The organism is Haloarcula mannanilytica, from assembly GCF_005406125.1.
Taxonomy (GTDB): domain Archaea; phylum Halobacteriota; class Halobacteria; order Halobacteriales; family Haloarculaceae; genus Haloarcula; species Haloarcula mannanilytica.
In genome coordinates this window covers 83,283-109,798 of the sequence record NZ_BIXZ01000005.1, presented here as the reverse complement: position 1 = coordinate 109,798, position 26,516 = coordinate 83,283, and the positions used below count along the sequence as shown (strand labels likewise).

The following is a 26,516-nucleotide window of genomic DNA, read 5'->3' as shown; positions in this document are numbered from 1 at the left end:
GGCCGTCCGGTGGTTGGCACGGCTGGTACTGGAGCCCACTTCGAGTCCGGCTCAGTCGCTTTCGATGCCGGAGACGGCGTAGGCAGTGCGGTTCTCGGTCGCGGCGGGCGCGGTCGTCAGCGAGACGGCGACCGTCAGCAGGAGGCCGACCAGGATGCCCACAACACCGGGCGTCCAGCCCATGTACGCCGTCGGCAGGGCAACGTCGAGGCCGAGCAGTCCCGCTACTGTCGCAATCACCGGAAAGACGTGCAGGCCGTAGAACACCTGGCTGCCGATCACGCCGGCGTACATCCCCGAGCGCGTGGTCCGCTGCCAGTACAGCGCGAGAGCAACGGGAACCGTTAGCTGAGCGAAGCCGCTGAAGGCGGTGTCGCCGATCTGGACCAGCGTGCCCGGCGTGTAGAGGCTCGCAACGAACGAGAGAGTGGCGAAGGCGACCACGCCGAGGCGGGCGACGAGCGCCTCACGGCGGTCGGTCTGTTCGTCGCTCGCGTCACCGCGGCCGGTCAGCGGCCGGTAGAGGTCACGGGTGAGGTACGACGACCCTGACAGCAGCATCGAGTCGCTAGAGGACATCATCGCGGCCATCGCGCCGGCGATGACTAGGGCGGTGAACCACGTTGGCGTGTACTCGCCCAGCAACGCCGGGATGACGTTGCCGCCCTCCGGAACCGTCACGCCGAGTCCGGCCGCCCACGCGCCAAGCATGAATGCCGGGACGAACAGGAGGAGGACCAGCACCGGCCAGAGCGCGAACGTCCGCTTGAGCACTTTTTTCGACCCCGCGGCGAAGAAGCGCTGATTGATCTGGGGGAACATCGTCACGCCGAAGGCGATGCTGACGGCGGTTGAGATGATGTACTGCGGGGTGTAGATGCCGCCGCCGAGGCCGACAAAGGCGGGCTTCTCCGTTGCCAGCAGCGCCGTCGCCTCGCCCGCGCCGCCGACAGCCGAGAGGACCCACGCGACGGCGACCCAGATCAACGAGAGCATGAACAGCCCCTGGAGCGTGTCCGTCCAGGCGACGCCGCGCATCCCCGAGAGCGCGACGTAGGCGATCATAAACAGCGTGATGCCGCCGGCCCCGACCCAGAACGGGACCGCGCCGTTCGTGAGGCCGACGATGGCCTGCCCGGCACCCTTCTGCTGGAGCATCACGTACGGGAACAGCCAGAACAGGCTCACGCCGGCGACGACGACACGGAGTGCTGTCGACCCGAACCGGTCGCCAAGCATCTCACCCAGCGTGACGTAGCCGTGGCGCTTGCCGACTAGCCACTGCTTGTAGCCCAGCACGTACCAGAGGACGGCGAAGATAATCCCGTCCATCAGCCCCATGACGAGAATCCACTCGGGGCCGGCGCTGAACGCGAGGTTCGGGCCGCCGAAGAACGTGAAGGCAGACAGTAGGGTCGCAAACGTGGTAAACAGCAGGACGACCGTGCCAAGCGTTCGACTCGCGAGGTAGTAGTCCTCGGCGGTGCGCTCGGTGAGCCGGTAGGCGACGGCCCCCACCGCGAGCGCGACAACCATGTACGCGCCGACAATCCCAAGCTGGAGCGCGGTGTCGGCCATCTCAGCGTACCTCCTCGACGCCCAGGCCCCAGTCGGTGCGCGCGAAGACGGCGAAGACGATGCTCGCAAGCGCCATCCAGCCGATGTGCCACCACAGCCACACCGGCAGTCCCGCAGCGATTGCACTGGTGTCCCAGAGGAACCACGGCACTGCCAGTGCCATCAACACGAGCGCGACGACTGTCCACCCGACAGTCCTGACCGTACTCATATTACGACAGGCTAGCCACTGGCGGTACTAATGGGTGACGAACCTTCACTGAGTCTTGTTGAAGAACAATCGTCTTCAATGCGTCCACGTCACAGAATCGTCTTCAATACACCCGCGTGCCGGGTTCCACTTTTCGCTCGGGTGTCAGGTGGACGACCCCCTCCTCGCTGTCGACGCCGGTAACGAGACACTCGCTCTCGAAACCCGCGATAGAGACCGTGCCCAGGTTGACGACGGCGACAACCTGCGAGCCGAGCAGGTCCTCCGGATCGTACACGTCGGTCAGTCCCGCGGCGGACTGACGGGTCTCGTCACCGAAATCAACGTCGAGTTTGTACACGTCCTTGCGCGCTTCGGGGAACGGCTCGACATCGACGATTTCGCCGATACGCATCTCTACGTCTTCGAGGAACCGTGCAGGGTCGATCTCAGTTTCAGTGAATCCCATGCCATCCGGTAGTATGTCCACTTATTTTACGCCGGCGTTCGCAGCGGTGGTATGCAGACGGCAATCCAGCTCTGGACCCTCCGGGACCTCGAAAAGCCGCTATCGGACGTACTTGACCGCATCGCAGCCGCCGGCTACGACGGCGTGGAGTTCGCCGGTGTCGGTGATCCAGGCGCGTCCCGGCGCGCGCTCGACGAGTCGGGGCTCGGTATCGCCGGTGCCCACGTCCAACTTGAAGACCTCCAGTCCGACGCTCGAACGGTCCGCGATCAGATCCGAACGCTCGATGCCCCGTACGCCGTCCTCCCGTATCTCGACGACGACCACTTCGCGAGCGAGAGCGCTGTCGAGTCGACGGCGACGCTGCTTGGGATGCTCAACGAGGATGTCGACCGCCCGCTGCTGTACCACAACCACGACCACGAGTTCGTCCCACTCGGCGACGGCACCGCCTTCGACGCGCTCATTGACCAGACATCGATCGGCATCGAGTTCGACGCCGGCTGGGCCCACGCCGCGGGCCAGGACCCCGTCGCACTGCTCCGTCGACTCGACGGACGTGTTCCCGTCGTCCACCTCAAAGACATGACTGAAGACGGGGAGCCGACGGCCCTCGGCGAGGGTGTCGTCCCGCTGCAGGCGGTGGTCGACGCGGCCCGCGAGGCCGGCACCGAATGGCTCGTTTTCGAACACGACAACCCCGAGGACCCACTTGAGGCTATCCAAGCCGGTATCGACGGCATGCGCCCGCTACTGGAGTAACAACCGGCCGCCTGAATGGAACAGTCCGCCGAGTGCATCGCCCGTCAACCCTCCGAGACAACGGGGCTCGTCGCACACTGCTACAGCAGTAGTCGTCGGCTCGCGTGCGCAAGGTTATTCCGCTGTACTATCCAACATCAGTATAGTGACAGCAGTCCGTCGGAACACCGTTCGACGGGCTGGAAAACAGGACAATCATGCAAGACACGGCGAAATATCTGATACATGCCGACATCACGGCGGCGGGGGTCGTCGAGCGCAGCGACGTCGTCGGCGCGGTGTTCGGCCAGACGGAAGGGCTGCTCGGGGACGAACTGGACCTACGGGACCTGCAGGACTCGAAGAAGGTCGGCCGCATCGACGTGGAAATCCGCTCGGAAGGCGGCCAGTCCTTCGGCGAGATCACCGTCGCAAGCGGCCTCGATAGGGTTGAAACGGCGATCCTCGCGGCCGCGCTCGAGACCATCGAACAGGTGGGACCGTGCCGCGCCCAGATCGAGGTCGCAGAGATCGAGGACGTACGGAGCGCCAAGCGCCGCGAGGTCGTCGAGCGCGCGACGGAGCTGCTGAACGACTTCGAGGAGAAGTCGATCCGGACTGAGGACATCGTCGAAACGGTCAGACAGCAGGTCCGGGTCGCCGACGTGACCGACTACGAGGGACTCCCGGCTGGGCCGCGGGTGGCCGACTCCGACGCGATTGTTATCGTCGAAGGCCGCTCGGACGTGTTGCAACTGCTCAAATACGGGATCAAGAACGCCATCGCGGTCGAGGGAACGGACGTTCCCGACGCCATCGCGGACCTGACGGCCGGTCGGACGGTGACCTCGTTTCTGGACGGCGACCGCGGTGGAGACCTCATTCTGAAGGAACTCGCGCAGGTCGGCGACGTGGACTACGTCGCCGTCACGCCCAGCGGCAAGTCCGTCGAAGACCTCTCCCGAAGCGAGGTGATGTCCGCGCTGCGAGATAAGGTCCCCTACGAGACGGTCGCAAGCGCCAAGAGCCTCGACAGCATCCGCGAGGAGATGACTCAGACCGGCGAGTCGACGACCGCCGACGGCGGTGCCGTGACGGCTACGCCATCGGAGGACACCACTGACAGCCAGCCCGGGCCTGGGACGCAAACCGGGACGGCCCAAGCTGAGACGACCCAGGCTGAGACGACCGACGGGACCGTGGTCGAGGAGACGGAGACAGCCGCCGTAACGGACGCCGCGACGAGCGAAACCACGCCTGATGAGGGCGACGAACCGGCTATCCCGTCGCTTTCGGACCACATCGAAGCCGTTATCGAGAACCACAGTGGGACGGCCAGGCTGGTCGACGAGGACGCGACGCTGCTCGCGGAGGGCGACGCCGACGATGTCGTCTCGCTGTTGGAATCGGCCGACGAGGTCCCCCGGACCGTCGTCATCGACGGGGACTGCACGCAGAAGCTCCTCGATGTCGCCGCCCAGCGCGGCGTCGGGGTCGTTGTTTCCGCCGGCCACGGTGAGTACGTGAAACAGCCGACGGCCGTGCAGGTTCGCATCGAGGGCTAGAGATCCCGAATGAGCAACACGCCGTCGCCGTCGTCGTAGTGGTCGGGTAGTTCGTCGGCCACCGAGAACCCGAACCCATCATAAAAGGAGCGCGCCCGCTCGTCGTCCGCTCGGGCCGTGAGTCTGACCGTCTCGAATCCACTGACCCGGAGTCGGTCGAGCAGCCCGTCCATCAGCGTCGTCCCGAGGCCCTGGCCCTGTTTTCCGGGCGCAATGGCGAACTCCGCCAGGTACGCGACCGGGTGATCCGGGACGACCAGCGCGTAGCCGAGTGGCTCACCGATGTCGAGTACCAGCACGAGCGGCGGCCCGCTGATGCCGACGCTGAGGAGGTCCGGCCACGGCTCGTCGAGGGCATTCGTCTGGATAGCCCGGAGACGGGCCTCGTCGTCGGGGCGGGCCTCGCGGATCATAGGAGGCCGACTGCCAGCACGACGCCGGCCCCGGTCAGCGCGGCCGCCAGCGTCGCGAGCATGTTGACGCCCTGGTTGCCGACGACAGAGCCCTCGACGGTCGCACCCAGCAGGCTGTCGACGGTCATGCCGACCAGCCCACACACGAGGATGACGCTGCCGCCGACCGTGCCGATGTCCTGCGTGAGCGCGGCGATACCGGCAATGATGCCTGCGCCGACGGCCCCGGCGGCGACCCCCTGCCAGGTGACGCCGCCGTCAGTGCCCGGCTCGACGGGTCTGAGGGTCGTAATGAGCCGCGGGTTGTCGTAGAGTCCGCCGAACTCGCTAGAGAACGTGTCGGTCATCGCGGCGGCGACGGCCCCGGCAAACGCATAGAAGAAGAGTAGCGGGTTCACAGCGATGTGGCTCGGGCTTGCCGCCGCGGCGACGACGGCAAACAGCGCGACGATGGAGTTTGCGAGCACGTTCCCGCTCCCCCGTGCGCCCTCGTTTTCCTCGGCGATGCCCCGCTCCAGTTTCTCCTCGTAGCGGTACTTCGTCGAGAGGCCACCGAGTCCGAAAAAGGTGATGAGCATGGCGAACCAGCCGAACCCGCCGAGCACGATGGTCAAAAAGGAGAGGAGAACGCCGGTGAGCATCCCCGGGAGCGACGCGGTGTCGAGGGCGTAGGAGAGATAGCCAAGCAGTACTGTCACGGCCAGCGCGATGACGACACGCTGGGTCGTCACCGACGGGTCGAGTTCGAAAAACAGCCACAGCAGCAGTCCAACGGTGAGCATCACCAGCGGGTCGTCCCGCTCGAACAGCACCGAGCGAAGCAGCGCGGCGACGAACGCACCGCTAGCGGCGAGAAACAGCACTAACGGGAGGTCGACGGCGGCAGCCCCTTCGCCGACGGCGGCCTGAATCTGTGTCCCGAGCACCTGTCCCGCGACGCCGGCGACAAAGCCGACGAGGACGAAGCCCGCGGTCGCGACCACCTCGTCGGAACGGACCGTGTAGGCGAGCCGCTGCCCGAGGTTCCCGTAGGCGACGATGACGACGACGCCGACGAACACCGGCACCGGTAAGCTGAATCGGACGGCAAGCAGCGCGAGTCCGGCGGCCGCAAGCGAGAAAGCCGCCAGCCCGTACAGTTTCCCGTCCTCGTAGTCGCCGGGACGCGCGAACAGGTCGAACAGCCGCGAGTCCTGCCCGATGACCGTTACGCCGAGCGCAGCGACGAGGACGAAGGGTGCGATGGCGGCGACAGTCGCGAGTTCGAGCGAGCGAAAGCCCGTCGCGGCCGGGACGACGACCGCGAGGGTCCCCACGGCGGCGAACCCACCTGCACGTCGGACTGTGCCAGTCACGTGCCACCGGTATCCCCGAGAGGCACTTACCCTTTCCGAACTGCTGGGGCGAGGGGACGGTACCGTGGGATTTACTGGGGCTGTCAGCATACCGGCGGGCGTGGGACTATACGACCGATATCTCGCCACACGCGTGCGGATGAGCGACGCCGACCTGCCCGAGACGGTCGCGCTGGTCATCACGGAGCGGGACCTGCTCGGCGACGGTGCCTACACCACGCTCGAACGCTTCTTCGACTGGACTGTCCAGTACGGCACCGAAACCGTCGTCGTCTACGTGAGTGTCCTCGACGAGGAGGCGATTCCGACGCTCCAGCGGGAACTCGAAAACGTTACCGCGCCCAGAGAGATAGCGGTCAGAGTACCCGACGATGAGACGACAGCCGACGCCCCGATTCAGATCTCTATCGGCCTGGGCGGGCAATCGGAGTTCGCGACGGCGGTCCAGAAGCTCGCCGAAAGCGTCGAGAAGGGCTCTCTCGACCCGGACGACATCGACGAGGCCGCAGTCGAGGAACATCTCGTCTTTCCGACCGACCCGGACCTCGTGATAAAAACCGGAGCCGAGCGACTCTCTGATTTCATGATCTGGCAATCCGTGTATTCGGAGCTGTACTTTACTGACGTGAACTGGCAGAACTTTCGGCTGCGGGATTACTTGCGGGCGTTGCGGGATTATCAGGAACGCCAGCGCCGGTTTGGCCGGTGATCAGTCCGCGATTTCGTATTCCTCGTCGAGTTGCTCGCGCTCGGCACTCGGAAGCGCGTCCCGGAATCGCCCAAGCATCCGTTTGGCCGTCGGCAGTTCCGACTGCTCGATGGCGTGGACCAGCGCCAGCGAGCGGCGAGCGCGGGTCGTCCGCCAGGACTGCTCGCGGTTCTGGTACGTACGAATCGCCCGCATAAAGTCGACTTTCCGGAACTCCGGCCAGTAGGGGGTACAGAAGAACGTGGCGGCCTCGTTGCCGTTGGCGTGCCACGGCAGGAAATTCGAGGTGCGTTCGTCGCCGCCGGTCCGGACGATGAGATCGACATCGCGGGTCGGCCCCTCGTACAGTCGCTCCTCGATGGTCTCCGCAGAAACGTCCGTCGGGTCGAGGTCGCCCTCCTCGACGCTACTGGCGACATCGCGCGCCGCGCCGAGCAGTTCGGCCCGGCCGCCGTAGGCCAGTGCGACGTTGAGGTTGAGCTGGTCGTACTGGGCCGTTCGCTCCTCGGCGTAGTCGATGGCGTCCTGGACTCGCTCGGGCAGCATCTCGGTTTCGCCGATGGCGCGGATACAGACGCCAGCGTCGTGGACCCGGTCGGCGTCAGCAAACGTCCGGAGCTTCTGTTCGACGAGGTCGAAGATGTGCTCTCGCTCCTCGGGGTCGCGGTCGAAGTTCTCCGTCGAGAACGCATACAGCGTCACTTCGCGGATGTCGAGTTCGTCACACCAGTTCAGCAGCGCCTCCGTCGTTTCGGCCCCCTCTCTGTGACCCTCGTGGGTTTCGGCCCCCTGTTTCCGTGCATAGCGCCGGTTCCCATCCTGAATGACGGCGACGTGGTCCGGTGTTCCTGACAGTTCCCACTGAAGCAATCGCTCGTAGGCCGCATAGCCCAATCGCTTCCCCCTCGATAGCATCATTGAATACATTTCAACCACTCAATAAGGGCTTTGTGGAAGGAGCCGCTTACAGTTATTTCCCTCCTAATCTGCCGAAATATATGCGCATAGTTTTAATACACCCCGGCTTAACGTTCAACTGCAATGGCGACCGGTACGGTAGACTTCTTCAACGACACAGGCGGTTACGGTTTCATCGATACCGAAGACTCCGACGAGGATGTCTTCTTCCACATGGAGGACATCGAAGGTCCTGACCTCGAAGAGGGGCAAGAAGTGGAATTCGAGATCGAGCAGGCCGATAAAGGCCCGCGCGCGAAAAACCTCACGCGGCTGTAACCATGGCGACAGGCACTGTCGACTTCTTCAACGATACGGGTGGCTACGGTTTCATCGAAACCGACGATGCCGACGAAGACGTGTTCTTCCACATGGAAGACGTCGGCGGCCCGGACTTAGAAGAAGGGCAAGAAGTTGAATTCGACATCGAACAGGCAGACAAAGGCCCGCGAGCGAAGAACCTCACGCGACTGTAGCCGAGGCGACTCGCTTTTCGGTGGAGTTCCCGGTTAGAGCGGTGTAGCTACGGCCCGTGCGTCGCCACCGCTCTCGAACCGAATATCTTCGGGTAGAGCCGACTAGCGCTCGGAATCCGAAGTGTCTTAGGGACAGCGACGCCGACCGCATGGTATGAGCGAGGCCGAGGCACTCGACGAGGAGCTTTACCGCCGGACCAAACAGCTGCTTGAGCCGGGCGAAATCCAGCTCAACGGCGCTGTCGTCCACACGGAGTACGACGGCAGCGACGAGATCGAGATGATGCAGGCTACCATCGAGGTCGGCGAACTCATCGCCGAGGGTGCAGGCCTTGACCCGACGGACACGTACGTCTACTCCGGGAGCGACGATCCCGAGTTCGCGTCGAACCAGCACCAGGGGCTCACGCTGGACGACGAGGAGTTCGTCTGGGAGTGCCAGCAACTCCTCCGCAACGGCTCCTTCGACCTGGTGTTTTACTACGAGGCCAGCGCCGATCACGACGGGATTCTCGCGTCCATCGAAGACGCTGGCTACGCGGTCACCGGTGTCGAAGGCGAGTAGTCACGTCAGTCGCCGGCCACCAGCCGTTCCTGGCAGTTGTGACAGTACGTGTAATCAGGGCCGTTGGCCGCGCCACAGAACCGACACGTGGTTGCTTCGACCGCGGCCTGCTCGAAGTAGGCGTTGAGTTGGCCGGTATCCGGACCAGTCCGGTGGCCGCTGAACTGCTCGACCAGACTGTCGTGTGCAGCGTAATCCATGAGCCGGAACATCAGCACGAACGACAGCGGCGCACCTATCAGGACAAGCAGGTAAACGAGCAGCCGGATCGCCAGTTCGACCGTCGAGATTGCCACGGACAAACTTGGGCTGTAGACGTGTAAAGCCCTCCGGCGACCAGTCTGAGCGAGCGCGGAACTGCCTCGTCCGGTCGCCTTTTATCCGCAGAACTCCCAGGTGTCCGCATGAGCGAAGACCTCGGGACAGTAGACCGGGCTGTGCTGAACGCCTTTCAAGGGGGCTTTCCGGTCGTCGAGCGCCCGTTCGAGCCGGCTGCGGCGGCCCTCGCCGACCACGGCGTCGACATCGATGCAGACGAGCTACTAGCACGCGTACAGGACCTCGACGAGGCGGGCGTGCTCACGCGGTTTGGGGCACTCATCAACGCCGAGGCCATCGGCGGCACCGCGACGCTCGTCGCAACCCACGCCCCCGAGGACAGCTACGACGACCACGCCGAACTGATAAACGCCCACCCGGAGGTCGCGCACAACTACGAGCGCGAACATCCCCATCTGAACATGTGGTTCGTCCTCTCGGTGGCCGACGAGGACCGCGTCGACGAGGTGCTGGCCGAAATCGAAGCCGAGACGGGCGAGGAGACGTACAACCTCCCGAAACAACAGGAGTTCCACGTCGGCGCAAAGTTCCCCGTCGAGGGGCCACAGACCCAGGACATCGACTGCTCGGACCTGGGGCCGGACGTGACGCCGACCGAGCAGCGGTCGCTTACCGCCGACGAACTGGACCTCGTCCTGGCGATTCAGGACGGCCTGCCGATTACCGCCACGCCGTACGCAGACGTGGCTGAGGAAATCGGTACGGATGTCGAGTGGGTACTGGAGACGATACAGCGGTTCAACGAGGAGGGGAAAGTCCGCCGGGTCGGCGTCATCCCGAACCACTATGCACTGGGTTATAGTGAGAACGGGATGACCGTCTGGGACGTACCCGACGACAAGATCGACGAGGTCGGTCAGGCTATTGCCGAATTCGACTTTGTGACCCACTGCTACGAGCGGCCGCGCCACGACGGCGTCTGGCCGTACAACTTCTTCGCGATGACCCACGGGCGAAGCGAAACCGAGAGTCAGGAGCGCATCCAGCAGGTCCGCGACCGGATGGCCGACCACTGGGACGTGGCCGACGAGGACTGGGACACGCTGTTCTCGACGCGCATCCTGAAGAAGACAGGGATCAGGCTCGACGAGCGAGCGCGGCAGAACGCAGAGACAGCGTGACCGAGCGCCCGCGGCACACAGGAGGGAACCGCTGATGATACCGCTGATGCACGACTTCGAGGGCGAGACGGTCCTCGTCATCGGCGGCGGTCCGGTCGGCGCGCGTAAGGTCCGAACGTTCGCCACGGAAGCGACCGTCGTCGTCCTCAGCCCCGAGTTCGCTGACCGGGCGTTCGGGGACGCGGAGACAGTCAGGGCTGCACCGGCACCCGAGGACGCCGCGGACTGGGTCGAGCGGACCGACCCGGCGCTGGTCGTGGCCGCGACAGACGACTCGGACCTGAACGCGGCCTTCGCGGCGGCCGCGGAGGACCATGGCGCGCTCGTCAACCGCGCCGACGACCACGGCGACCAGTCCTTCGGAAACGTCGTCGTTCCGGCGACGGTCCGGGACGACCCCGTGACGCTTGCTATTGCCACCGGCGGGCGCGCACCAGCACTGTCGAAATACCTGCGAGAGCACTTCGAAGACGAGTTCGGGACCGCCGGACTGATGGCGGACCTCGTTGGCGACCTCCGCGAGGAGTTCCGCGACCGGGGCGTCCCGCCGACCGAACGACGCGATGCCGTCAGGCTCGTTGTCAGGTCACGGGAAGTTTGGAAGGCTTTAGATAGTGGCAGGTCCAAAGGTGAGCAAGTAGCTAGAGACGTGATCGGAGAGTTACCTGGTGATCAAACGTGAGAGGGGATACTGGTGCAATCGTTGGGGTCTGTATTTCCCACGAGCGCGCGAGCGTCGACCAATTAGAGACCGCTGCGGCGGACAGCGAGCGCCACGCTGTCGAATCCCTGCTCGCAAACCCCGAGGTCGAGGAGGCAATTGCTCTCCAGACCTGCAACCGAACGGAGGGGTACGTCGTCGTTTCGGACCACGAGGACGGACTTGAAGCCCTCGAACTGTTCACCCGCGCTGTCCCCGATGATGTCGTCGTCGAGATGGGCCACGAGGAGAGTCTCCGCCACCTGCTGCGGGTCGCGGCCGGCCTCGAATCGATTGTGCTGGGCGAAGACCAGATTCTCGGCCAGCTCCGGACCGCCTACGAAACCGCTCGTGGCGTCGGCGGCATCGGGCCGATGCTGGAAGACGGCGTCACGAAAGCGATCCACGTCGGCGAGCGCGCCCGCACGGAGACGGCGATCAACGAGGGCGTCGTCTCGCTGGCTTCCGCTGCGGTTCGCCTGCTTGACCAGGAGTGTTCGCTTGCGGGCGAGACCGGCCTCGTCGTCGGCGCGGGCGAGATGGGGCAACTCGCCGCGAAGGCGCTCAGCGAGGAGGTAGACCGCCTGCTCGTCGCAAACCGGACCGTACCACATGCCGAGCACGTCGCCGAGTCGGTCGATGTCGACGCCAGCGCGGTCGCGCTCGATGGCATTGAAGCAGCCGTCGCCGAGTCTCGCGTCGTCGTCTCGGCCACGGGGAGCGGCGATCAGGTGTTCGAGATTGGGACGTTCAGCGACGCCGGCGAGGTGTCAATTGTCGACATCGCACAGCCACGTGACGTTCCGGCTGGCGCGGACCGCCTCCCATCGGTGTCGGTGTACGACCTCGATGCACTGGAGTCGGTGACCGCCGAAACACGGAACAAGCGACAGCGTGCTGCTGAAGCAGTCGAGCGGATCGTCGATGAGGAGTTCGACCGACTGCTCACCCAATACAAGCGCAAGCGCGCCGACAAGGTCATCTCGACGATGTACGAGAGCGCCGAGCAGGTCAAGGCCGCAGAGATAAACAGTGCGCTCTCGGCGGCTGACTTCGACGATGAGCAGGCGGAAGTCGTCGAGTCGATGGCCGACGCTATCGTCTCGCAGATCCTCGCCGCGCCGACCAAGAGCCTGCGCGACGCCGCCGAGGAGGACGACTGGTCAACGATTCACACGGCGCTCCAGCTGTTCGATCCGGATTTCGGCGGCCCCGACCAGGCCGAGATGCCGGCCTTCGCTGAGGACATGACCGTCGAGGACATCCCCGACGGGATGCGTGACGAGATTCCGAACGCGATGCTCGATCGGTTATCCGACGACTAACCACGCCCACCTTTTTGCCTGCGCCGACCGAAAGCCCGGATATGGCTGACTTGCTCTCTGACGAGGAGATTAGCAACCGACTACCCGACGAGTGGCAGCGTGACGGCGACGAGATCGTCCGCGTCTTCGAATTCGACGGGTATCTGGATGCGTCGGGCTTTCTGAGCGCCGCAGCCGGCCTCGCGGAGGACGCGTGGCATCACCCGGAGATGACCATCACCTGGGGTGAAGTCGAAGTCCGACTCACGACCCACGACGCCGGTGGTATCACACAAAACGACATCGACCTCGCCGAGCGGCTCAACGGCATCCACGACTGACGGTGTGACCGTGGACACGACCGATGGTCTCGCGTCCCTCCGGCCGACGGACCCCGACGGCGCGACCGCACGATATGTCTTCCAAGTCGAAGTGCGGCTGGAACCGGACGCGGGCGGGCTGTGGACCGACCCCAACCGGGTCGAGACGACGCTGTACCGGGCGGCCGACGAGCCAGGAACCAGTGGCTGGCTGTTCTTCAGGGACACCCTCTGGCGGGGCGAACTGGCCGACGAACGGTATTTCCGGACTGCTGTCGAGGACGAACTCGGCTGTCCGGTCGTCTCGGCGTCGTTCAGCGAACTTCGGACCGACAAGGCGTATCTAGATGGCCTGAAATCGACCATCGCCGAGGACCTGACGTTGTTTAACGCTGACTCGGTCAGCGAGGTGCTGCGCAAATATCTCGGTAGCTCGGTACACGTCGAGTGACCCCATCCGCCGTAGTCAGCCTCTAACGGTGTCGTAGCTGTCGCAAAACTGACCGTAGGCACAGAAAGACTTTATTTGAGAATCCCCAAGAAATCTACCCCTTATGACCACCGACTACGACTTCTGGCTGTTCGATCTCGACGGCACGCTCGTCGACATCGAGCCAGCGTACCCCCGAAAAGTGATGGGTGCCGTAGGCGATCGCCTCGGCGTCGAGTTCACGGACCGGGAGCGTGACGCGCTCTGGTACGGATTCGGTGGCACACGGACACGGACGCTCAAAGACCGCGATATCGACCAGCAGGAGTTCTGGCGGCTGTTCCATGAGGAGGAAGACCCCGTCACGCGGGCCGAGGCGACGTACCTCTACGACGATGCCGAGCGGTTCCTCGCGACCCTCGACGCCCCGGTCGGGCTGGTCACGCACTGCCAGCAGTATCTCACCGACCCGGTACTGGACCATCTCGACATTGCTGACTGGTTCGACACGGTCGTCTGCTGTGACGACGACATCGGCTGGAAGCCCGACCCGAAGCCGGTTGAACTGGCGATGCGGGAGATGAACGTCGGGCACAACGGCCACCGTGGCGTGCTCGCCGGCGACAACCCATCCGATATCGGCGCGGCGTGGAACGCGGGCCTCGACGGGGTCCACGTCGGGCGGCGGTCACCGGCAGAAACGGGCCGGTGCGTGCGCGGTGACCGGCGCGTCGCCTCGTTGCTTGACCTGTCGTCGTCTCAGGGTAGATAGTCCCAGTTCTCGACGGTGACAGTCGTTCCGGCGCTGTAGCCAGTTTTGTCTGCGGGGACGGATATCCAGCCGTCGGCTCGGGTCGCTGTCGCCAGGTCAGCACCCGGCAATGGCGTCGCCTCGCCGTCAGTCACGGTGACCGGCACGAACGAGCGAACGGATACTGGGCTGTCCACCCCGTCGGTCAGTGGGGCTGCGCGGTGCGGGTGGTCCGACAGCGGTGCATCGGCGAACGCTTTCAGCAGCGGCCGAAGGAGTTGTACCGCGCCGACGCGGGCCGCTGTCGGCGACTCGGGCAACAGCAGGACAGGGCGGTCCTCGACGACGGCGACCCCGGTCCGTTGGCCCGGGTCCATGTCGACGGAGTCGGTGAACACCTCGCCGAGGTCCGCGACGATCTCCCGCAGCGTATCCCCCGGCTCGGTCCCGGTGATGACGATGGCGTCCCGCGTGAGGTCTCGCTGGACGGCCATCCGGAGTGCCGGCGCGTCGTCGGCGACGGGGTCCCGATAGGTCACCTTCCCGCCCCAGCGGTCGACGTACTGCGCCAGCGTGAACCCTGCCGTCTCGGTCTGCTGGTCCCCACTGGTGTCTCGCTGGACCAGTTCGTCGCCCGTCGGCACGATTCCGATCTGCGGTCGCTGACGGACGAGCAGTTCCGAGATGCCGGCCGCTTTCAGCAGTCCCACGTCTCCGGGCCGCACCTGATGGCCCTGTTCGAAGACGGTGTCACCGACCGATACATTGGCCTCCTCGACGGGTGTGTTCGCCGTCGCATCCGTCGCCAGTATCCGTCCGACGGCGACGGAGAGCGGGATTCTGTCTGTCCGGTCGACGGGGACCGCGAAGCTCCCGAGCTGTCTGCGTGCAGTCTCCAGTGTGACCGAATCCACGTTCGGCGGCGAGGGGCCAGCCATACCTCTGCTAGTGGGTACGGTGGCAAAAACACCCCGAGTGGTCACGACCTGTCCGTCACCAGTCTCCGTGGACCGAGAACCCTTTTGTTCGGTCCGGCTCGGAGTGGACGTATGGTCCTCGCGCAACTGGTCGCCGTCGTGTTCCTAGCTGTCGGCGCGGTCCTCCTCGCCCGTGGCGGCCGGGAACTCCGGACAGTGGTTCACATCCTCCGTAACGATCCGGTCCCGGTGGGCTCGCTCGACGGATACACCGGGCCGGTCGAAATCACCGGGACGGCCGTCGCCGACGAGGAGGCCGGCACGGTCACGGCCCCCTTTACCGGCAGCAAGTGTCTGGCCTACACCTACGAGGTCGAGGAGTACCGTTCGTCGGGGAAACACTCCAGCTGGGAGACGCTGGACGAGGGACAGGGCGGTGTCGACTTTGTCGTCGACGACGGGGGCGCTCGCGTGCGAGTCAATCCCGACGGCGCGGACGTGCGATTCGAATCCCAGTCAGTGACGGTGTCCCCCGGCACGGAACTCCCTGAGCGGTTGGCCGACTACGTCGAGCGGACGGAGGCCGTCGAGGCCCAGGACGGGTCCGTGAACCTACTCGTGACGGAAATCAGCCTGGGGAACAAACAGCGTTTCACCGAGCGACGGCTGGACGTTGGCGAGGACGTGTACGTCTACGGCCAGGCGATGCGTGGCCCTGCAACAGAATGGGGCAGCAATCTCGTCGATGCCGTCGTCGGGGACGGCGACGGCACGCCGGTGTTTGTCATCTCCGACACCAGCGAGCGGGGCACTGCCTGGCGGATTGCGCGGGGCGCGATTACGGAGACCGTGTTCGGACTGGTGATCGTCGCCGCCGGCGTGTTTGTTCTCCTTTCCGTCCTTCTGTAGTCGCCGGGACCGTCGGGTTTACCACAGCGTACCACCTAGACGGGCGTATGTCAGCCCTGCGTGAAGCGCTTCGGGACCTCCCCGACGCTGTGTTCGCGGACGTGCTCGAATCCGAGGACGAATACCTGCTCGTGCTCGATCTGCCGGGCGTGACCGCGGACACAATCGACGTGACCGTCGAAGGGGGCCGTCTCCGTATCGACGGACAACGGACCAAGGACGTGCCCGGCGAGTTCACCTTTGTCCGCGAGGATCGCTCCGTGTTCCTCGACGCTGAACTCCCGCTCCCGCCGGACACGACCGGGCAGGGCGGGGAGGGGACCGTGGAAAACGGTGTCCTCGAACTCCGCCTGCCGAAGGCGACAGCCGCACCGAGTACGACAATCCCGATCGACGGGGACTGACCCAGAGGTGGCAAGCCGGTGAACCTTCGCGCGTACTGGCGGTTCCTCGTCGTCGCTCGCCACTTCCTGCCCCTGTTGGTCGCGTACGCACGAGACCGAAAGCGGTTCTTCGTGATCGGCTCATCGCGCCGTGTCACGCCTGAACAGCGTCGCAAACGTGCACAGCAGCTGCTCGACTCGTTGCTGACGCTTGGCCCCACGTTCATCAAGCTCGGGCAGATCCTCTCGACTCGACCGGATGTCCTGCCACCGGAGTACATCGAGGAGTTCTCGAAGCTGCAGGACCGCGTGCCACCGGCGGACTGGGACGAGGCGCGGGTCGTCATCGAGGACGAACTGGGGTCCGTCGACGACCGCTTCGACGAATTCCAGACAGACGCGATAAGCGGTGCGTCGCTCGGCCAGGTGTATCTGGCCGAAATCGACGGGGAGAAGGTCGCTGTCAAGATTCGCCGCCCCGGTATCGAAGCGCTCGTCGAGGCAGACCTGCGTGTCGTCCGCTGGTCGCTCCCGCTGTTGATGTATTTCATCGACGACTCCCGGTCGTTCTCGCTGGAGACACTGGCCGACGAGTTCTCGAAGACCATCCGCGAGGAAATGGACTACCAGCGGGAGGGCCGGATGCTCACTGAGATCCGGGAGAACTTCAGGGACAACGACCGCATCTGTATCCCCAAGGTCAAGGAGTCTCATTCCACGCGGCGCGTACTGACAATGGAGTACGTCCCCGGGACGAAGATCAACGACATCGACAGCCTTGATGCGGGCGGCATCAATCGAACGGAACTGGCCGAGACGCTCCAGCGGGCGTACCTCCAGATGATAATCGACGACGGCGTGTTCCACGCCGACCCCCATCCCGGGAACCTCGCCGTGCAGGACGACGGGACGCTCGTCTTCTATGACTTCGGGATGTCCGGGCGGGTCGATCCGTTCGTCCAGGACAAGATCATCGACTTCTACGCCGCCGTCGCCGAGCAGGACATCGACGCCATCCTCGATGCCCTCATTGAGATGGGGACGCTCTCGCCGGAGGCCGACCGGCAAGTGATGGGCGACGTGATGGAGTTGGCTATCGCCGACGCTCGTGGCGAGGACATCGAGCAGTACCGCGTCCAGCAGATCATCCAGCAGGTCGAGGACACCATCTACGAGTTCCCGCTTCGGTTGCCGGCGAACCTGGCGCTTGTGTTGCGCGTCGCCACGGTCGTCGAAGGCGTCTGTGTCACCCTGGATGAAGACTTCGACTTCATCGGCGTCGCCACCGACTACCTCCGTGAGGAGGGGTACCTCGCCGAGGGTGTCCGGAACTTCATCGAGGACAGAGCGACCGAAGTGTCCGATGCGACCCGCTCGGCTGTGAGGATTCCGCCCAAACTCGAAAACGTCCTCGACCGGGTCGAGCGGGAGGACTTCCGCGTCCAGGCTGACATCGAGGACTCGGACGGCCTGCTCGCAACGATGACCAAGCGGCTCATCCTCGGCATGTTGCTCGCGAGCACGCTGTTCTCGACGGCGTTCCTGTACACGCAGGCATCGCTGCCGGCCACCGCTGTCGGCATCGTCGGTACCGTCGGCCTGTCCCTGGCGCTGTGGTGGTCGTTCCGCTCGAAACAGGCCGTCCGCGCCAAGCCGCAGTTCACACGACAGAGTATGCGCGAACGCGACCGGGAGAGCCCGGGCGGGCTCAACACTTCCTTCGGTGAGGACGGAGACGACGCCTACAGCGGCGACTGAACCCTTTACCACCGATTTCGGAACGGCAGTCAGAGCCGCTTCTCGAAGTGGACGAGTTCGTATTCCCCCTGTCGGGACCGCGCCACCTCATCGTAGCCCTCGTCCCGGTAGAACGCGACCGCGGCCGTCTGGCTCTGTGCCGTCGTCGCCAGCAGTAGTTCGTACCCCTGCGCAGCGACTCGCTGTTCGAGTCTGTGTAGCAGTACTCGCCCGTAGCCGCGTCGCTGCTGGGACGGAGCGACTCGCATCCGGTGGAGTTCGGCCGCGCCCGGAACTGTCCGCTCGTCATCGTGGCCGACTTCGTTTGGAAGGAACCCGCCCATCGCAGCCAGGCCACCGTCGAACGTTTGCGGGAGTTGTTCGTCGGCAGCGTTGGGAACCACACCCACGATGAAATCCCCGCCAGTGTCGAGATACCGCCCCTCGACGTTTTCTAGGTCCGCCGTGCCGGGAATATCACTGGGATCGTTTCCGGTTTCCCGTATCGCCCACTCGTGGAGAGCCCAAACGGCGTCGGCGTCCCGGTCGTCGTAGGGCCGAAACTGGATCGGATCTGTCATCGGGTATACTCTGACAGTCCATCGCCGAAGAAAGTCCTTAATACTACGACACGCGCGTATAGTTCGGTTATAAACCGCTGAATTTATCCGGAACGTTCAGTATTCAGTGTCTAGTATAAGGGGTATGAGAGAATCAGGTGGCACGTACGGGGGATACCCCTCGGCTTTCGGACGCGATACGTCGGTAACATTACCGTCCCGGGGGAGAGTGGGTCGATAATGACGGCCCCAGCGACCGAGAACGTGGTGCTGGTCACGGTGGATTCGTTGCGTGCAGACGCGCTCGGTGGAGACGACAGCGTCTCGCCGGTCATGGACTCGCTGGCCGACTCGGGCGTCGTCTTCGAGAACGCCGTCGCACAGGGGAACTGGACGCCGTTCTCGTTCCCGTCCATCCACGGGTCACGGCCGGTGTTCTCCGAGAGCGACGACATCGGCCTGGCGTCGACGCCGACGCTGGCAGAACAAGTATCGGACGCGGGTCTCGAGACGGCTGGGTTCAACGCTGCAAACGGCTTCCTCACGGACCACTGGGGGTACGACCGCGGGTTCGACGAGTTCGAACCGTTCGTCGACAGCGGCGGCTACAGCAAGTACCTAGCCGCTCACCCGACGATCCAGGCGTGGGTCCAGCTGGGTACGTCACCGTTCCGGCGCGCCGCGACAGTCCTCAGCGGCGGCTCCGACGAGCGACCCTTCGCTGACGTGTCTCGGATGGGTGATCTGGAAGACCACGCCATCGAGTTCCTGGAAACGACTGACGGGCCGTTCTTCCTCTGGGTCCACTACATGGACACGCACACGCCGTACGTACCCGCTCCGCGGCATATCCGCGAGGTATCGGACAACCACTTCGGCGTCCTGCGGATGCTCGGCTCCCACCTCCGCACTGGACTGGGCTGGGAGGTCGACGAACGGACACTGGAGACGCTCCGGACGTTGTACGAGGCGACGGTTCGGCAGGTCGACGCCAGCGTCGGACGGCTACTCGACACGCTCGAAACCGAGGGCCACCGCCACGACACGGCCGTCGTCGTGGCGGGCGACCACGGTGAGGAGTTCCTCGAACACGGCCATCTCGCCCATTACCCCAAGCTCTACCGGGAACTCATCGACGTTCCCTACATCGTCTCGACACCGGAAAGCGAGAGCCGGTCGGTCGAGACGCCAGTCGGTCTCGACACCATCGCGCCGACGGTGTGTGACCTGCTGTCGCTCACGCCGGCGTCCGAGTGGGAGGGGACTTCTGTCGCCCCGGCGATCCACGGCGAGGCTATCGAGGACCGCGGCCCCATTGTCTCCGCGGCAGTCCGCGGCGAGAGCGTGACCAGCCAGCCGATTCCGCGGAGCCGCGCGGACGGCGAACTCCTTCTCAGCGCCCGCGACGAGCGCTACACCTACATCGAATTCACAGAGTCGGGTCGACAGGAACTGTACGACCGGACGAACGACTCGGAGGAACAGGTAGACCTCTGTGCGGAGTCGACTGCTGCCGACCCGCCGGCGACAGTGCTGGACCGGCTGTCGGAGGCCGTCGCAGACCACCTCGCTGCCCTCGACAGCGACGGGACCGGTACCGGCGACACGGAGGCGTCCGAGGAGATAACAGCACGACTAAAAGCGCTCGGTTATCAGTAAGGCTGTATGGCGTCCGCTGTCGTCACACCGGCCCGGCGACAGCAGCTCGTCCGGTTTTTCCTCGTCGGCGTCGTCGCAGCGTCGGTCCAGACGGCGCTGCTGTGGTCGTTCGTCGATGTCGGCGGCCTGAACTACCTGATCGGGGCGGCTATCGCCATCGAGATCACCATCCTGTTTCAGTACGTCCTCAACAACGCCTGGACGTTCCACCGGTCCCAACACTCGACGCTCAGGGAGTACCTCGTCGGGATGGGGAAGACGAACCTGGTCCGTGGGACCGCGATCCCGTTTCAACTGGGGCTTCTCTGGCTGTTCGTCACCTGGGGTGGCGTCGCGTACCTCGTCGGGAACGGCGGCGCTATCGTCATCACCGGCCTGTATCGGTACGCGCTCGACGCCCGCTGGACCTGGGGTTAGACGGTCGGGACGGGGACCTCGTCGAGGACGCTCTGGATGACCGTTCCTTTGTCGACCTGCTCGACGCGGGCATCTGGAGTTAACACCAGTCTGTGGGCCAGCACCGGCTGTGCGACACGCTTGATGTCATCCGGGGCGACGTAGTCGCGGCCGGCGATAGTCGCCATCGCCCGCGTCGCTTCGAACAGCCGCTGGGTCCCACGCGGCGAGACACCGACATCCACGCGGTAGTCGTCTCTGGTCGCCCGCACGAGGTCGGCCATGTACTGTAGCAGGTCGTCGTCGACGGTGACTGTCTCCGGGACGCTACGGAGTTCCTCGACCGACGCGGCGTCGAGTACCGGCTCGACGGTCGGGCTTTGTGTGTCCCGGCCGGCGCGCCGCCGGAGTAGTTCGACCTCGCCCTCGCCGTCGGGATAGCCAAGCGACGTTTTTGCGAGGAACCGGTCGACCTGTGCCTCCGGCAACTCGAAGGTCCCCTCCATGTCGACGGGGTTCTGCGTGGCGATAACGAAAAACGGCGACGGCAGGTCGTAGGTGTCGCCGTCGACGGTGACCTGTCCCTCCTCCATCGCCTCCAACAGGGCTGACTGAGTCTTGGGCGGCGCGCGGTTGATTTCGTCGGCCAGCACGACGTTGGCAAACACCGGCCCCTCGGTGAACTCGAAGCTCCGGGACTGCTCGTTGAAGATGTGTGTTCCCGTGATATCGGCCGGCAGGAGGTCCGGCGTGAACTGGATGCGGGAGAACGACAGCCCCAGCGCGGTCGCAAACGATTGGGCGGTCAGCGTCTTGCCTGTGCCGGGCACGTCTTCCAGCAGGACGTGGCCCTTTGCGACGACCCCCAACAGCACCGTCTCGAAGAACCCCCGGTCAGCGATGACGGCGCTTCCGATCTCATCGAGTATCTGGCTCGACGCGTCACTTGCCTCAGTTGCGTCCATAGCCTGTCATGTTACGGGTCCGGTAAAGGGATGTCGAGACCAAAATCGAAACCCCTAAAGAGCAAACAGCGGAACTATCGGGTGAGCCGAGGTAGCCTAGCCTGGCCAAGGCGGTTGCTTCGAGAGCAACTGTCCTCACGGACTCAGGAGTTCAAATCTCCTCCTCGGCGTTCTCTGCAGCCAAACCGACGAGCGACGGCGATAGGTCCCGTACCGCCTTCGGCCGACCGCCTCAGGTCAACAGGAAAATCAGCACGCTGACCGTCATCACGACGAGGATGAATGCCGCGGCAAGCGCGCCGCCCATCGAAACCATCGCATTGGCGGTCGAGGCCAGCGTCTCGGTCCGGTCGTTGCCAAACACCGTCACGGTCGCCTGCTCGCTCGCCATTCCGGCCTCGACGGGTTCGAGGTCGGCGACGGCGCGGTCGACGAGGTCCTCGATGAGGGCGATGACTTCCTTCTCGGGGATGGCCTGTCCCACCTGATTCTCGGCCTCGACGGTGTTGACGATGTGCGTGTCGCTGGTCATCACTTCCATCGTGTCGACGCCCTCGACGGCGTCGATGATGCGCTCTCTGAGTCCCGGTTCCATGTTGTTGCCGTCGATGAGGACGTACGCCGTCCGGTGGCCGTCAACCTCGAAGACACAGACCCGAATCCCGAGCGGGCCGATGCCGTCCTCGGGCTCCCAGGGGGTCTTGTCCCAGGCGACTCCACAGCGAAGCTGGCCGGCCTCGGCGTCGGTGAGCAGGCCGCCGAGTTTGCCAGCCCCGTGAAGCATGTCGAACGAGCGCTCGCTCCCCGGGACGACGTGGCCGAGGTCATCCCCTTCCAGCCCGTCGTTGCAGTTGTGGGCGTCGACCAGCAACACGTCGTCGAGTCCATCGACCCGTGCTTCGGACATGGCCGAGAGGCCCACGGCGTACTCAACGTCGTCTGCACAGCCCGGTGCGTACGTGTTCACGACGAGCGCGTCAGAACCGAAAGCCTGTCCGGTCAGCGTGGCTTCCCCCTCGGTAACGCGATGGCCCGCCGTCGCCTGGTCGTCGTATTCGAGGTTCTGGTAGGCTGTCTCGGCCGTCGACAGGATGGTGTCGACTTCCCGCTCGGTGACGAGGTTGAAGTCGTGGCCGGCGGTGGCGTGGGGCGGGAAAGCCAGGCCGTCGGCGGACTCGGCGACGCGTTTCGGGAGGTTTCCGCCGCCGATTTCACCCATCGGGCCGGGGTGAATCATCGGTAGGACGAACCGTGCCTTCTCCTCGCCGCCCGGCCGGCGGACCGATAGCACGGTGACCGGCACGACGGCTTCCTCGCCGATGTCCTCGAAGAACTCCTCCAGTTCGCGCGTGCCTTCGGCGATGTGGCCGATGAACCCCCGGAGGAAATCCAGCGCGGAGACCCCAAGCGAGGAGCGCCACGGCTGGTCGATGACGACCAGAAACAGCCAGACCGCCAGCGCGTAGATGACACAGATGACCGCGAGAATGATGAAGTCCTGCGGGAGAAAGCCCTGGACCTGCGGCGGGACCTCTTCCGGGCGCGAGAGGTACTCCCGGAGCATCGGGTCTTCGAGGATGAACGCGGTCGCCCCGCTGTATATCGCCAGGAGGACGGCGGCGGCGACCGTCTGGATACTCGCTGGAATCGCCGCTTTCAGCAGCGAGTGCCGGGAGACGGCCATCAGTATCAGCAGCCGGAAGGCGAATATCGACGCCAGCGCGACTAACAGTACGTCGAAGACGAAGTTCTGCCCGAGACGGACGGTGATGAGGGCGATAACGCCGGCGACGGTCAGCATCGCGATTGTGATAAGCTCGCAGATGACCGCAAGCAGGGTGGCCCGGTTCGGGGTTAGCTGGCCACCCAGCTGTCGGTCGACCCACGGCGTCACGGCACTGGCGATTGATGTCGGCAGGCCGATGAGGAACACGCCCTGCCAGGCGTCGTCGAGGATGAACCGCGAATCGAAGGCAACGATGCCCGTCATTGCGGCGATGACCAGTGCAAACGCTAAACTCGTGTACCAGGTCGGAGCCCGGAAAATGAACCGCGAGAGGCTAGCGAGATTGCCCTGTGTCGCCGTCATTTATCTATCACACCCCACGAGCGAATATAAAACCAGTCACATCCGCCCTGTGCCGGTTTACTGGCGTGCGACGGACTGTCGGTCACAGACTGACAGGAAATTCTCGAACACTGCCTCGCCCTCTTCCGTGTGGGCGACTTCCGGATGCCACTGGACGCCGAATATCGCCTCGTCCGTGTTGCTCATCGCTTCGACGCCACAGACATCGGAGGTCGCGGTTCGCTCGAATCCGGGCGGGACCTCCTTCACTTCGTCGGCGTGACTGGCCCACACGCGCGTTTCGGGGTACAACGAGCCGAGCAGCGGGTCCTCATCGTCGAGAATCTCGACTGTCACGTCGGCATAGCCGCCGTATTCGCCGCCGCCGACCCGGCCACCGAGTTCGTCGGCGATGAGTTGCATCCCCAGGCAGATGCCGAGTATTGGAACGTCGAGATCGAGATACGCGGGGCAGTTGCCGATGTCGTCCATGTCCGGACCGCCCGAGAGGACGATGCCATCGGCGTCGATCTCTTCCGGCGGGGTCGTGTTGTCCCTGAGCGAGACATCGACGCCCATGTCCCGGAGCGCGCGCTGCTCCAGGTGGGTGAACTGGCCGTGATTGTCGATAACGTCGATTTGGGTCATTATCGGCGAAAGGCTACGAAGGCGTATATATCTCCTGATGCGGCCGGACAGTCCCGCACGCGTCCGGCTTCAGGGCCACTCCCGCAGGGTTTGGCGAATCTCGTCAAGCACGGTCGGCCCGCGAAACTCCAGAGTCACGGTGTTGCCGTCGTCCGTCGTCGTGAGATGTACCGCCCCGCCGTAGCTCTCGACGATCCACGTCGTCAGCCACAGTCCGACGCCCTTGGAGTGTTTGAGCGGCGTCTCCGTGCCACTGCCGAGGACATCCCGCTCGTGCTGTGGAATCGATGGGCAGTTATCGCCGATGTGGACGAACACCGATCTGTCGTGTTCCTCGACGGAGATGAAAAGCGTCGGGGCCGCCTCGCAGTGAATGACCGCGTTCTCGATAACGTTCTGTAACACGGTGTCGAGCATCCAGTCGGCGTACACCAGCGACTGCTCGGGGAGGTCGAGTTCCACAGTCGCCTCCGGGTACGACTTCGTGATTGTGTTCGCGTGTTCCCTGACGTGCGGAACGAGATCGATGGGCTGCTGTGCCCGTCGGTCCGCGTCGAAGGCGTACTCTATCTGTCTCGCTTTCTCCGTGGTATTGATGATATCGTCGATGCTGTCGTTTAATTGCTCTACGTGCGCACGCGACTCGGCACTCATCTCCCGCTCCTCTGTAGCTGCCCGCTGTATTTCGCCGATGTGTCCAAGCGCGACGTTGAGATCGTTCCGGAGGTCGTGTCGTAACACCCGAAACAGCACTTCGTTGCTTTGGGTGAGTCGGCGTCGGGACCGGCGGAGTTCGAGCAGCCATCCGAATAAAATGCCGCCGAACCCGCCGACTGCCACCCCACTTGCGAGTATCGGCGGGACCATTGAGGACTGCGGAATCGGAGCGAGCAACACGACGATTGTGATAACGGTAAACAGCGCGACGCCGAACCCACACCACTCCGCGGCGGTCCATATCTGGTCGCCGGTCAGTCCGCTCACCGGGAGCCAGTAATTCGCCGCTCCCAGTGCTATAGCCGGTATTAACCCCACACTGAGGATGACCACGTCAATCGGGGACGGGTGGCCGATAGACACGCCGTGGGCGAGCAGTGCCCCGGAAAGCACGACACCGGTTGCGACGACGTATCCCGTCCCCAGCGACTGTTTCGTGATCGCCGGAGGAGTCACTATAATAGTTGATTATGGTGTACCTACTTATCGGTCCACCATTGATTCTCACAGTTGATACTCAGATGGTTACAACTCGTCGTATCGGTCGGCGGCTGACTCGAAGCCCAGTTCCGACTGCTCCCTGGAGCGGCGCTGTTCGCGCTGTGCGATGGCCTCGGGGTCCGGGGTTGCGTCGTCGTTGAGTCTCGCCCACGACTGGTGAATTTTCGCGTGGCACCACCGACAGAGAAACACTGTTATCTCGTGTGAAAGATCGTCCCCGTCTTCGCGGTACGAGAGGTGGTGTTCCTCCAGCAGGGGTCGTTCCTCGGAGTGGGCCATCCGCCGCTCTTCGAGGCCGCAGCGAACGCACTCCCGGTCGTGGTTTCGTGAGCGGAAATGCGGGCAGTCGGCCCAGTCCCACTCCGGCTCCGCGTCTGCGTCAGCATCGTCCGGCGCAATTGCCGCCGGACAGCGAAAGTCATCGGCGCTCCGGGCGTCGGCGAACTCGGGGTCGTGGTGGCCGTGTTCACGCGCCCAGCGGCACTTCCCCTCGTCGGTGACGAAGTCACATCGCTTCACGTAGTCGTACGGGTCGTCGACGCCGACGGACGTACCCCCGGGGGCCTTCTCCATAGGTCACGATATAGGTCTGTGGCCCCTCAAACCCACTGTTCCGACAGAACGCTTTTCCCTGCCCCTGACTTCCGCGGTGGTATGCGCCTCGTCCACGACCCCGACGGCGCGGCTCGGCCGCTGGCGACAGAGGTGGAATACGCCGAATCGATGCTCGAACAGGGCCGGGGGCTGATGTTTCGGTCGTCAATTCCCGACGACTACGCGCTCGTGTTCCCGTTCGACCGCCCTAGCCGGCAGTTCATCCACATGCTGTTCGTCCGGTTCCCGCTTGACGTGCTCTGGCTCGTCGACGAGGAGGTCCAAGCTGTCGAAACCTTACGGCCCTGGCGCTCGGTCAGCTACGCGAAAGCGGACACTGTGATCGAATTACCAGGCGGCGCGGCTTCGGACGTTTCAGCCGGTGACACGGTCCGTCTTGAGCCCTGAGCGCGACCGGTTGGGGCCGTCGTGGTCGGTTCCGTCACCTTTTAGACCATGAGGGTTAGAGTAGTCACCAC

At 64.4% G+C, this 26,516-nt stretch carries 32 protein-coding genes and 1 tRNA gene; 19 read left to right on the top strand and 14 right to left on the bottom strand.

Features of this window, described 5'->3' with window-relative positions:
* Positions 1-51: 51 nt before the first annotated feature.
* From Harman_RS14305 to Harman_RS14295, 3 genes are all read right to left on the bottom strand, one after another.
* Positions 52-1,578, bottom strand: a complete 1,527-nt coding sequence (locus Harman_RS14305) for a sodium:solute symporter family protein (protein ID WP_137684457.1) — start codon at positions 1,576-1,578, stop codon at positions 52-54.
* Position 1,579: 1 nt separating this feature from the next.
* Complete coding sequence (locus Harman_RS14300) at positions 1,580-1,789, bottom strand: DUF3311 domain-containing protein (RefSeq protein WP_137684456.1); 210 nt, start codon at positions 1,787-1,789, stop codon at positions 1,580-1,582.
* Between the two features lie 103 nt (positions 1,790-1,892).
* On the bottom strand, positions 1,893-2,237 hold the full coding sequence (locus Harman_RS14295; protein ID WP_137684455.1) for a tRNA-binding protein: 345 nt from the start codon (positions 2,235-2,237) through the stop codon (positions 1,893-1,895).
* A gap of 51 nt (positions 2,238-2,288) precedes the next feature.
* Here Harman_RS14295 and Harman_RS14290 point away from each other — a divergent pair, with 51 nt between their 5' ends.
* Together Harman_RS14290 and dnaG are read left to right on the top strand one after the other, a co-directional pair.
* Entirely contained in the window at positions 2,289-2,999 is a 711-nt protein-coding gene (locus tag Harman_RS14290; RefSeq protein WP_137684454.1) for a sugar phosphate isomerase/epimerase family protein, read from the top strand.
* Between the two features lie 197 nt (positions 3,000-3,196).
* Positions 3,197-4,543 carry a DNA primase DnaG gene (gene dnaG, locus Harman_RS14285; RefSeq protein WP_137684453.1) on the top strand — a complete coding sequence of 449 codons (1,347 nt, stop codon included), beginning with the start codon at positions 3,197-3,199 and terminating at the stop codon, positions 4,541-4,543.
* Here dnaG and Harman_RS14280 read toward each other — a convergent pair.
* On the bottom strand, positions 4,540-4,956 hold the full coding sequence (locus Harman_RS14280) for a GNAT family N-acetyltransferase (RefSeq protein WP_137684452.1): 417 nt from the start codon (positions 4,954-4,956) through the stop codon (positions 4,540-4,542). The two genes, dnaG and Harman_RS14280, sit on opposite strands and share 4 nt — an antisense overlap.
* Positions 4,953-6,311 carry a DUF92 domain-containing protein gene (locus Harman_RS14275; RefSeq protein ID WP_137684451.1) on the bottom strand — a complete coding sequence of 453 codons (1,359 nt, stop codon included), beginning with the start codon at positions 6,309-6,311 and terminating at the stop codon, positions 4,953-4,955. The genes Harman_RS14280 and Harman_RS14275 overlap by 4 nt, the downstream gene beginning before the upstream one ends.
* A 100-nt stretch (positions 6,312-6,411) precedes the next feature.
* Between Harman_RS14275 and Harman_RS14270 the strand changes: the two genes are divergently transcribed.
* Complete coding sequence (locus Harman_RS14270) at positions 6,412-7,020, top strand: undecaprenyl diphosphate synthase family protein (RefSeq protein WP_137684450.1); 609 nt, start codon at positions 6,412-6,414, stop codon at positions 7,018-7,020.
* Here Harman_RS14270 and uppS read toward each other — a convergent pair whose 3' ends face one another.
* Positions 7,021-7,947 carry a polyprenyl diphosphate synthase gene (uppS, locus tag Harman_RS14265; protein WP_137684449.1) on the bottom strand — a complete coding sequence of 309 codons (927 nt, stop codon included), beginning with the start codon at positions 7,945-7,947 and terminating at the stop codon, positions 7,021-7,023.
* A 114-nt stretch (positions 7,948-8,061) separates the two neighbouring features.
* On the opposite strand from uppS, the gene Harman_RS14260 reads away from it, so the two are divergent.
* The 3 genes from Harman_RS14260 to Harman_RS14250 all read left to right on the top strand — a co-directional run bounded on the left by Harman_RS14260 (position 8,062) and on the right by Harman_RS14250 (position 9,018).
* Complete coding sequence (locus Harman_RS14260) at positions 8,062-8,256, top strand: cold-shock protein (protein ID WP_008312646.1); 195 nt, start codon at positions 8,062-8,064, stop codon at positions 8,254-8,256.
* Positions 8,257-8,258: 2 nt separating this feature from the next.
* Entirely contained in the window at positions 8,259-8,453 is a 195-nt protein-coding gene (locus tag Harman_RS14255) for a cold-shock protein (RefSeq protein WP_004591449.1), read from the top strand.
* Positions 8,454-8,607: 154 nt separating this feature from the next.
* Entirely contained in the window at positions 8,608-9,018 is a 411-nt protein-coding gene (locus tag Harman_RS14250; RefSeq protein ID WP_137684448.1) for a DUF5778 family protein, read from the top strand.
* A gap of 5 nt (positions 9,019-9,023) precedes the next feature.
* On the opposite strand, the gene Harman_RS14245 is transcribed toward Harman_RS14250, so the two are convergent.
* Positions 9,024-9,314: a DUF7577 domain-containing protein gene (locus tag Harman_RS14245; protein ID WP_137684447.1), complete on the bottom strand. Its 291-nt coding sequence runs from the start codon at positions 9,312-9,314 to the stop codon at positions 9,024-9,026.
* Between the two features lie 108 nt (positions 9,315-9,422).
* On the opposite strand from Harman_RS14245, the gene ahbB reads away from it, so the two are divergent.
* From ahbB to Harman_RS14215, 6 genes are all read left to right on the top strand, one after another.
* Positions 9,423-10,478: a siroheme decarboxylase subunit beta gene (gene ahbB / locus Harman_RS14240; RefSeq protein WP_137684446.1), complete on the top strand. Its 1,056-nt coding sequence runs from the start codon at positions 9,423-9,425 to the stop codon at positions 10,476-10,478.
* A 34-nt stretch (positions 10,479-10,512) separates the two neighbouring features.
* On the top strand, positions 10,513-11,160 hold the full coding sequence (locus Harman_RS14235; protein ID WP_137684445.1) for a precorrin-2 dehydrogenase/sirohydrochlorin ferrochelatase family protein: 648 nt from the start codon (positions 10,513-10,515) through the stop codon (positions 11,158-11,160).
* A complete protein-coding gene (hemA, locus tag Harman_RS14230) occupies positions 11,157-12,503 on the top strand; it encodes a glutamyl-tRNA reductase (protein ID WP_137684444.1) in 1,347 nt (448 codons plus the stop codon). The genes Harman_RS14235 and hemA overlap by 4 nt, the downstream gene beginning before the upstream one ends.
* Positions 12,504-12,544: 41 nt before the next feature.
* Positions 12,545-12,823, top strand: coding sequence for a 4a-hydroxytetrahydrobiopterin dehydratase (locus Harman_RS14225; protein WP_137684443.1), 279 nt, complete (start codon positions 12,545-12,547; stop codon positions 12,821-12,823).
* Positions 12,824-12,833: 10 nt separating this feature from the next.
* The gene (gene lwrS / locus Harman_RS14220) at positions 12,834-13,253 is read left to right on the top strand and encodes an LWR-salt protein (protein WP_137684442.1); all 420 of its coding nucleotides are present in this window, start codon (positions 12,834-12,836) and stop codon (positions 13,251-13,253) included.
* 103 nt (positions 13,254-13,356) lie between these two features.
* Positions 13,357-14,004, top strand: coding sequence for an HAD family hydrolase (locus Harman_RS14215; RefSeq protein WP_137684441.1), 648 nt, complete (start codon positions 13,357-13,359; stop codon positions 14,002-14,004).
* Here Harman_RS14215 and Harman_RS14210 read toward each other — a convergent pair.
* Positions 13,992-14,921: a molybdopterin-binding protein gene (locus Harman_RS14210; protein ID WP_137684440.1), complete on the bottom strand. Its 930-nt coding sequence runs from the start codon at positions 14,919-14,921 to the stop codon at positions 13,992-13,994. The two genes, Harman_RS14215 and Harman_RS14210, sit on opposite strands and share 13 nt — an antisense overlap.
* A gap of 111 nt (positions 14,922-15,032) precedes the next feature.
* On the opposite strand from Harman_RS14210, the gene Harman_RS14205 reads away from it, so the two are divergent.
* From Harman_RS14205 to Harman_RS14195, 3 genes are read left to right on the top strand one after another with little or no spacing between them, the layout of a single operon-like run.
* On the top strand, positions 15,033-15,809 hold the full coding sequence (locus Harman_RS14205; RefSeq protein ID WP_137684439.1) for a GIDE domain-containing protein: 777 nt from the start codon (positions 15,033-15,035) through the stop codon (positions 15,807-15,809).
* Between the two features lie 47 nt (positions 15,810-15,856).
* The gene (locus Harman_RS14200) at positions 15,857-16,213 is read left to right on the top strand and encodes an Hsp20/alpha crystallin family protein (RefSeq protein WP_101350660.1); all 357 of its coding nucleotides are present in this window, start codon (positions 15,857-15,859) and stop codon (positions 16,211-16,213) included.
* 18 nt (positions 16,214-16,231) lie between these two features.
* Positions 16,232-17,950, top strand: coding sequence for an ABC1 kinase family protein (locus tag Harman_RS14195; protein ID WP_137684438.1), 1,719 nt, complete (start codon positions 16,232-16,234; stop codon positions 17,948-17,950).
* A 29-nt stretch (positions 17,951-17,979) separates the two neighbouring features.
* Here the strand turns inward: Harman_RS14195 and Harman_RS14190 are convergent, their stop codons facing one another.
* Positions 17,980-18,510 carry a GNAT family N-acetyltransferase gene (locus Harman_RS14190; RefSeq protein ID WP_137684437.1) on the bottom strand — a complete coding sequence of 177 codons (531 nt, stop codon included), beginning with the start codon at positions 18,508-18,510 and terminating at the stop codon, positions 17,980-17,982.
* A gap of 219 nt (positions 18,511-18,729) precedes the next feature.
* On the opposite strand from Harman_RS14190, the gene Harman_RS14185 reads away from it, so the two are divergent.
* Together Harman_RS14185 and Harman_RS14180 are read left to right on the top strand one after the other, a co-directional pair.
* Entirely contained in the window at positions 18,730-20,148 is a 1,419-nt protein-coding gene (locus Harman_RS14185; protein ID WP_137684436.1) for a sulfatase, read from the top strand.
* A 6-nt stretch (positions 20,149-20,154) separates the two neighbouring features.
* Positions 20,155-20,565 carry a GtrA family protein gene (locus Harman_RS14180; RefSeq protein WP_137684435.1) on the top strand — a complete coding sequence of 137 codons (411 nt, stop codon included), beginning with the start codon at positions 20,155-20,157 and terminating at the stop codon, positions 20,563-20,565.
* On the opposite strand, the gene Harman_RS14175 is transcribed toward Harman_RS14180, so the two are convergent.
* On the bottom strand, positions 20,562-21,509 hold the full coding sequence (locus tag Harman_RS14175; RefSeq protein ID WP_137684434.1) for an AAA family ATPase: 948 nt from the start codon (positions 21,507-21,509) through the stop codon (positions 20,562-20,564). The two genes, Harman_RS14180 and Harman_RS14175, sit on opposite strands and share 4 nt — an antisense overlap.
* Positions 21,510-21,594: 85 nt before the next feature.
* Here Harman_RS14175 and Harman_RS14170 point away from each other — a divergent pair.
* Positions 21,595-21,679: transfer RNA gene (locus Harman_RS14170), tRNA-Ser, on the top strand.
* A 62-nt stretch (positions 21,680-21,741) separates the two neighbouring features.
* On the opposite strand, the gene Harman_RS14165 is transcribed toward Harman_RS14170, so the two are convergent.
* The 4 genes from Harman_RS14165 to Harman_RS14150 form a co-directional block, all read right to left on the bottom strand.
* Complete coding sequence (locus Harman_RS14165) at positions 21,742-23,598, bottom strand: DUF2070 family protein (protein WP_137684433.1); 1,857 nt, start codon at positions 23,596-23,598, stop codon at positions 21,742-21,744.
* A 57-nt stretch (positions 23,599-23,655) separates the two neighbouring features.
* On the bottom strand, positions 23,656-24,225 hold the full coding sequence (locus tag Harman_RS14160) for a GMP synthase subunit A (RefSeq protein WP_137684432.1): 570 nt from the start codon (positions 24,223-24,225) through the stop codon (positions 23,656-23,658).
* A 69-nt stretch (positions 24,226-24,294) separates the two neighbouring features.
* The gene (locus Harman_RS14155) at positions 24,295-25,398 is read right to left on the bottom strand and encodes an ATP-binding protein (protein ID WP_137684431.1); all 1,104 of its coding nucleotides are present in this window, start codon (positions 25,396-25,398) and stop codon (positions 24,295-24,297) included.
* 69 nt (positions 25,399-25,467) lie between these two features.
* Positions 25,468-26,016, bottom strand: coding sequence for a DUF7097 family protein (locus Harman_RS14150; protein ID WP_137684430.1), 549 nt, complete (start codon positions 26,014-26,016; stop codon positions 25,468-25,470).
* An 81-nt stretch (positions 26,017-26,097) separates the two neighbouring features.
* Here Harman_RS14150 and Harman_RS14145 point away from each other — a divergent pair, with 81 nt between their 5' ends.
* Positions 26,098-26,445 (top strand): DUF192 domain-containing protein, encoded by a 348-nt coding sequence (locus tag Harman_RS14145; protein WP_137684429.1) that lies wholly within the window; start codon positions 26,098-26,100, stop codon positions 26,443-26,445.
* The last annotated feature ends 71 nt before the right edge of the window (positions 26,446-26,516 follow it).

Coding starts and splice junctions, on each gene's coding strand:
- Harman_RS14215 (WP_137684441.1), top strand. CDS start 13,357: ATGACCACCGACTACGACTTCTGGCTGTTCGATCTCGACGGCACGCTC.
- uppS (WP_137684449.1), bottom strand. CDS start 7,947: ATGTATTCAATGATGCTATCGAGGGGGAAGCGATTGGGCTATGCGGCC.
- Harman_RS14305 (WP_137684457.1), bottom strand. CDS start 1,578: ATGGCCGACACCGCGCTCCAGCTTGGGATTGTCGGCGCGTACATGGTT.
- Harman_RS14145 (WP_137684429.1), top strand. CDS start 26,098: ATGCGCCTCGTCCACGACCCCGACGGCGCGGCTCGGCCGCTGGCGACA.
- Harman_RS14160 (WP_137684432.1), bottom strand. CDS start 24,225: ATGACCCAAATCGACGTTATCGACAATCACGGCCAGTTCACCCACCTG.
- Harman_RS14175 (WP_137684434.1), bottom strand. CDS start 21,509: ATGGACGCAACTGAGGCAAGTGACGCGTCGAGCCAGATACTCGATGAG.
- Harman_RS14225 (WP_137684443.1), top strand. CDS start 12,545: ATGGCTGACTTGCTCTCTGACGAGGAGATTAGCAACCGACTACCCGAC.
- Harman_RS14235 (WP_137684445.1), top strand. CDS start 10,513: ATGATACCGCTGATGCACGACTTCGAGGGCGAGACGGTCCTCGTCATC.
- Harman_RS14165 (WP_137684433.1), bottom strand. CDS start 23,598: ATGACGGCGACACAGGGCAATCTCGCTAGCCTCTCGCGGTTCATTTTC.
- Harman_RS14200 (WP_101350660.1), top strand. CDS start 15,857: ATGTCAGCCCTGCGTGAAGCGCTTCGGGACCTCCCCGACGCTGTGTTC.
- Harman_RS14295 (WP_137684455.1), bottom strand. CDS start 2,237: ATGGGATTCACTGAAACTGAGATCGACCCTGCACGGTTCCTCGAAGAC.
- Harman_RS14210 (WP_137684440.1), bottom strand. CDS start 14,921: ATGGCTGGCCCCTCGCCGCCGAACGTGGATTCGGTCACACTGGAGACT.
- Harman_RS14290 (WP_137684454.1), top strand. CDS start 2,289: ATGCAGACGGCAATCCAGCTCTGGACCCTCCGGGACCTCGAAAAGCCG.
- dnaG (WP_137684453.1), top strand. CDS start 3,197: ATGCAAGACACGGCGAAATATCTGATACATGCCGACATCACGGCGGCG.
- Harman_RS14185 (WP_137684436.1), top strand. CDS start 18,730: ATGACGGCCCCAGCGACCGAGAACGTGGTGCTGGTCACGGTGGATTCG.
- Harman_RS14205 (WP_137684439.1), top strand. CDS start 15,033: ATGGTCCTCGCGCAACTGGTCGCCGTCGTGTTCCTAGCTGTCGGCGCG.
- Harman_RS14190 (WP_137684437.1), bottom strand. CDS start 18,510: ATGACAGATCCGATCCAGTTTCGGCCCTACGACGACCGGGACGCCGAC.
- Harman_RS14150 (WP_137684430.1), bottom strand. CDS start 26,016: ATGGAGAAGGCCCCCGGGGGTACGTCCGTCGGCGTCGACGACCCGTAC.
- Harman_RS14255 (WP_004591449.1), top strand. CDS start 8,259: ATGGCGACAGGCACTGTCGACTTCTTCAACGATACGGGTGGCTACGGT.
- Harman_RS14300 (WP_137684456.1), bottom strand. CDS start 1,789: ATGAGTACGGTCAGGACTGTCGGGTGGACAGTCGTCGCGCTCGTGTTG.
- Harman_RS14250 (WP_137684448.1), top strand. CDS start 8,608: ATGAGCGAGGCCGAGGCACTCGACGAGGAGCTTTACCGCCGGACCAAA.
- Harman_RS14180 (WP_137684435.1), top strand. CDS start 20,155: ATGGCGTCCGCTGTCGTCACACCGGCCCGGCGACAGCAGCTCGTCCGG.
- ahbB (WP_137684446.1), top strand. CDS start 9,423: ATGAGCGAAGACCTCGGGACAGTAGACCGGGCTGTGCTGAACGCCTTT.
- Harman_RS14260 (WP_008312646.1), top strand. CDS start 8,062: ATGGCGACCGGTACGGTAGACTTCTTCAACGACACAGGCGGTTACGGT.
- Harman_RS14280 (WP_137684452.1), bottom strand. CDS start 4,956: ATGATCCGCGAGGCCCGCCCCGACGACGAGGCCCGTCTCCGGGCTATC.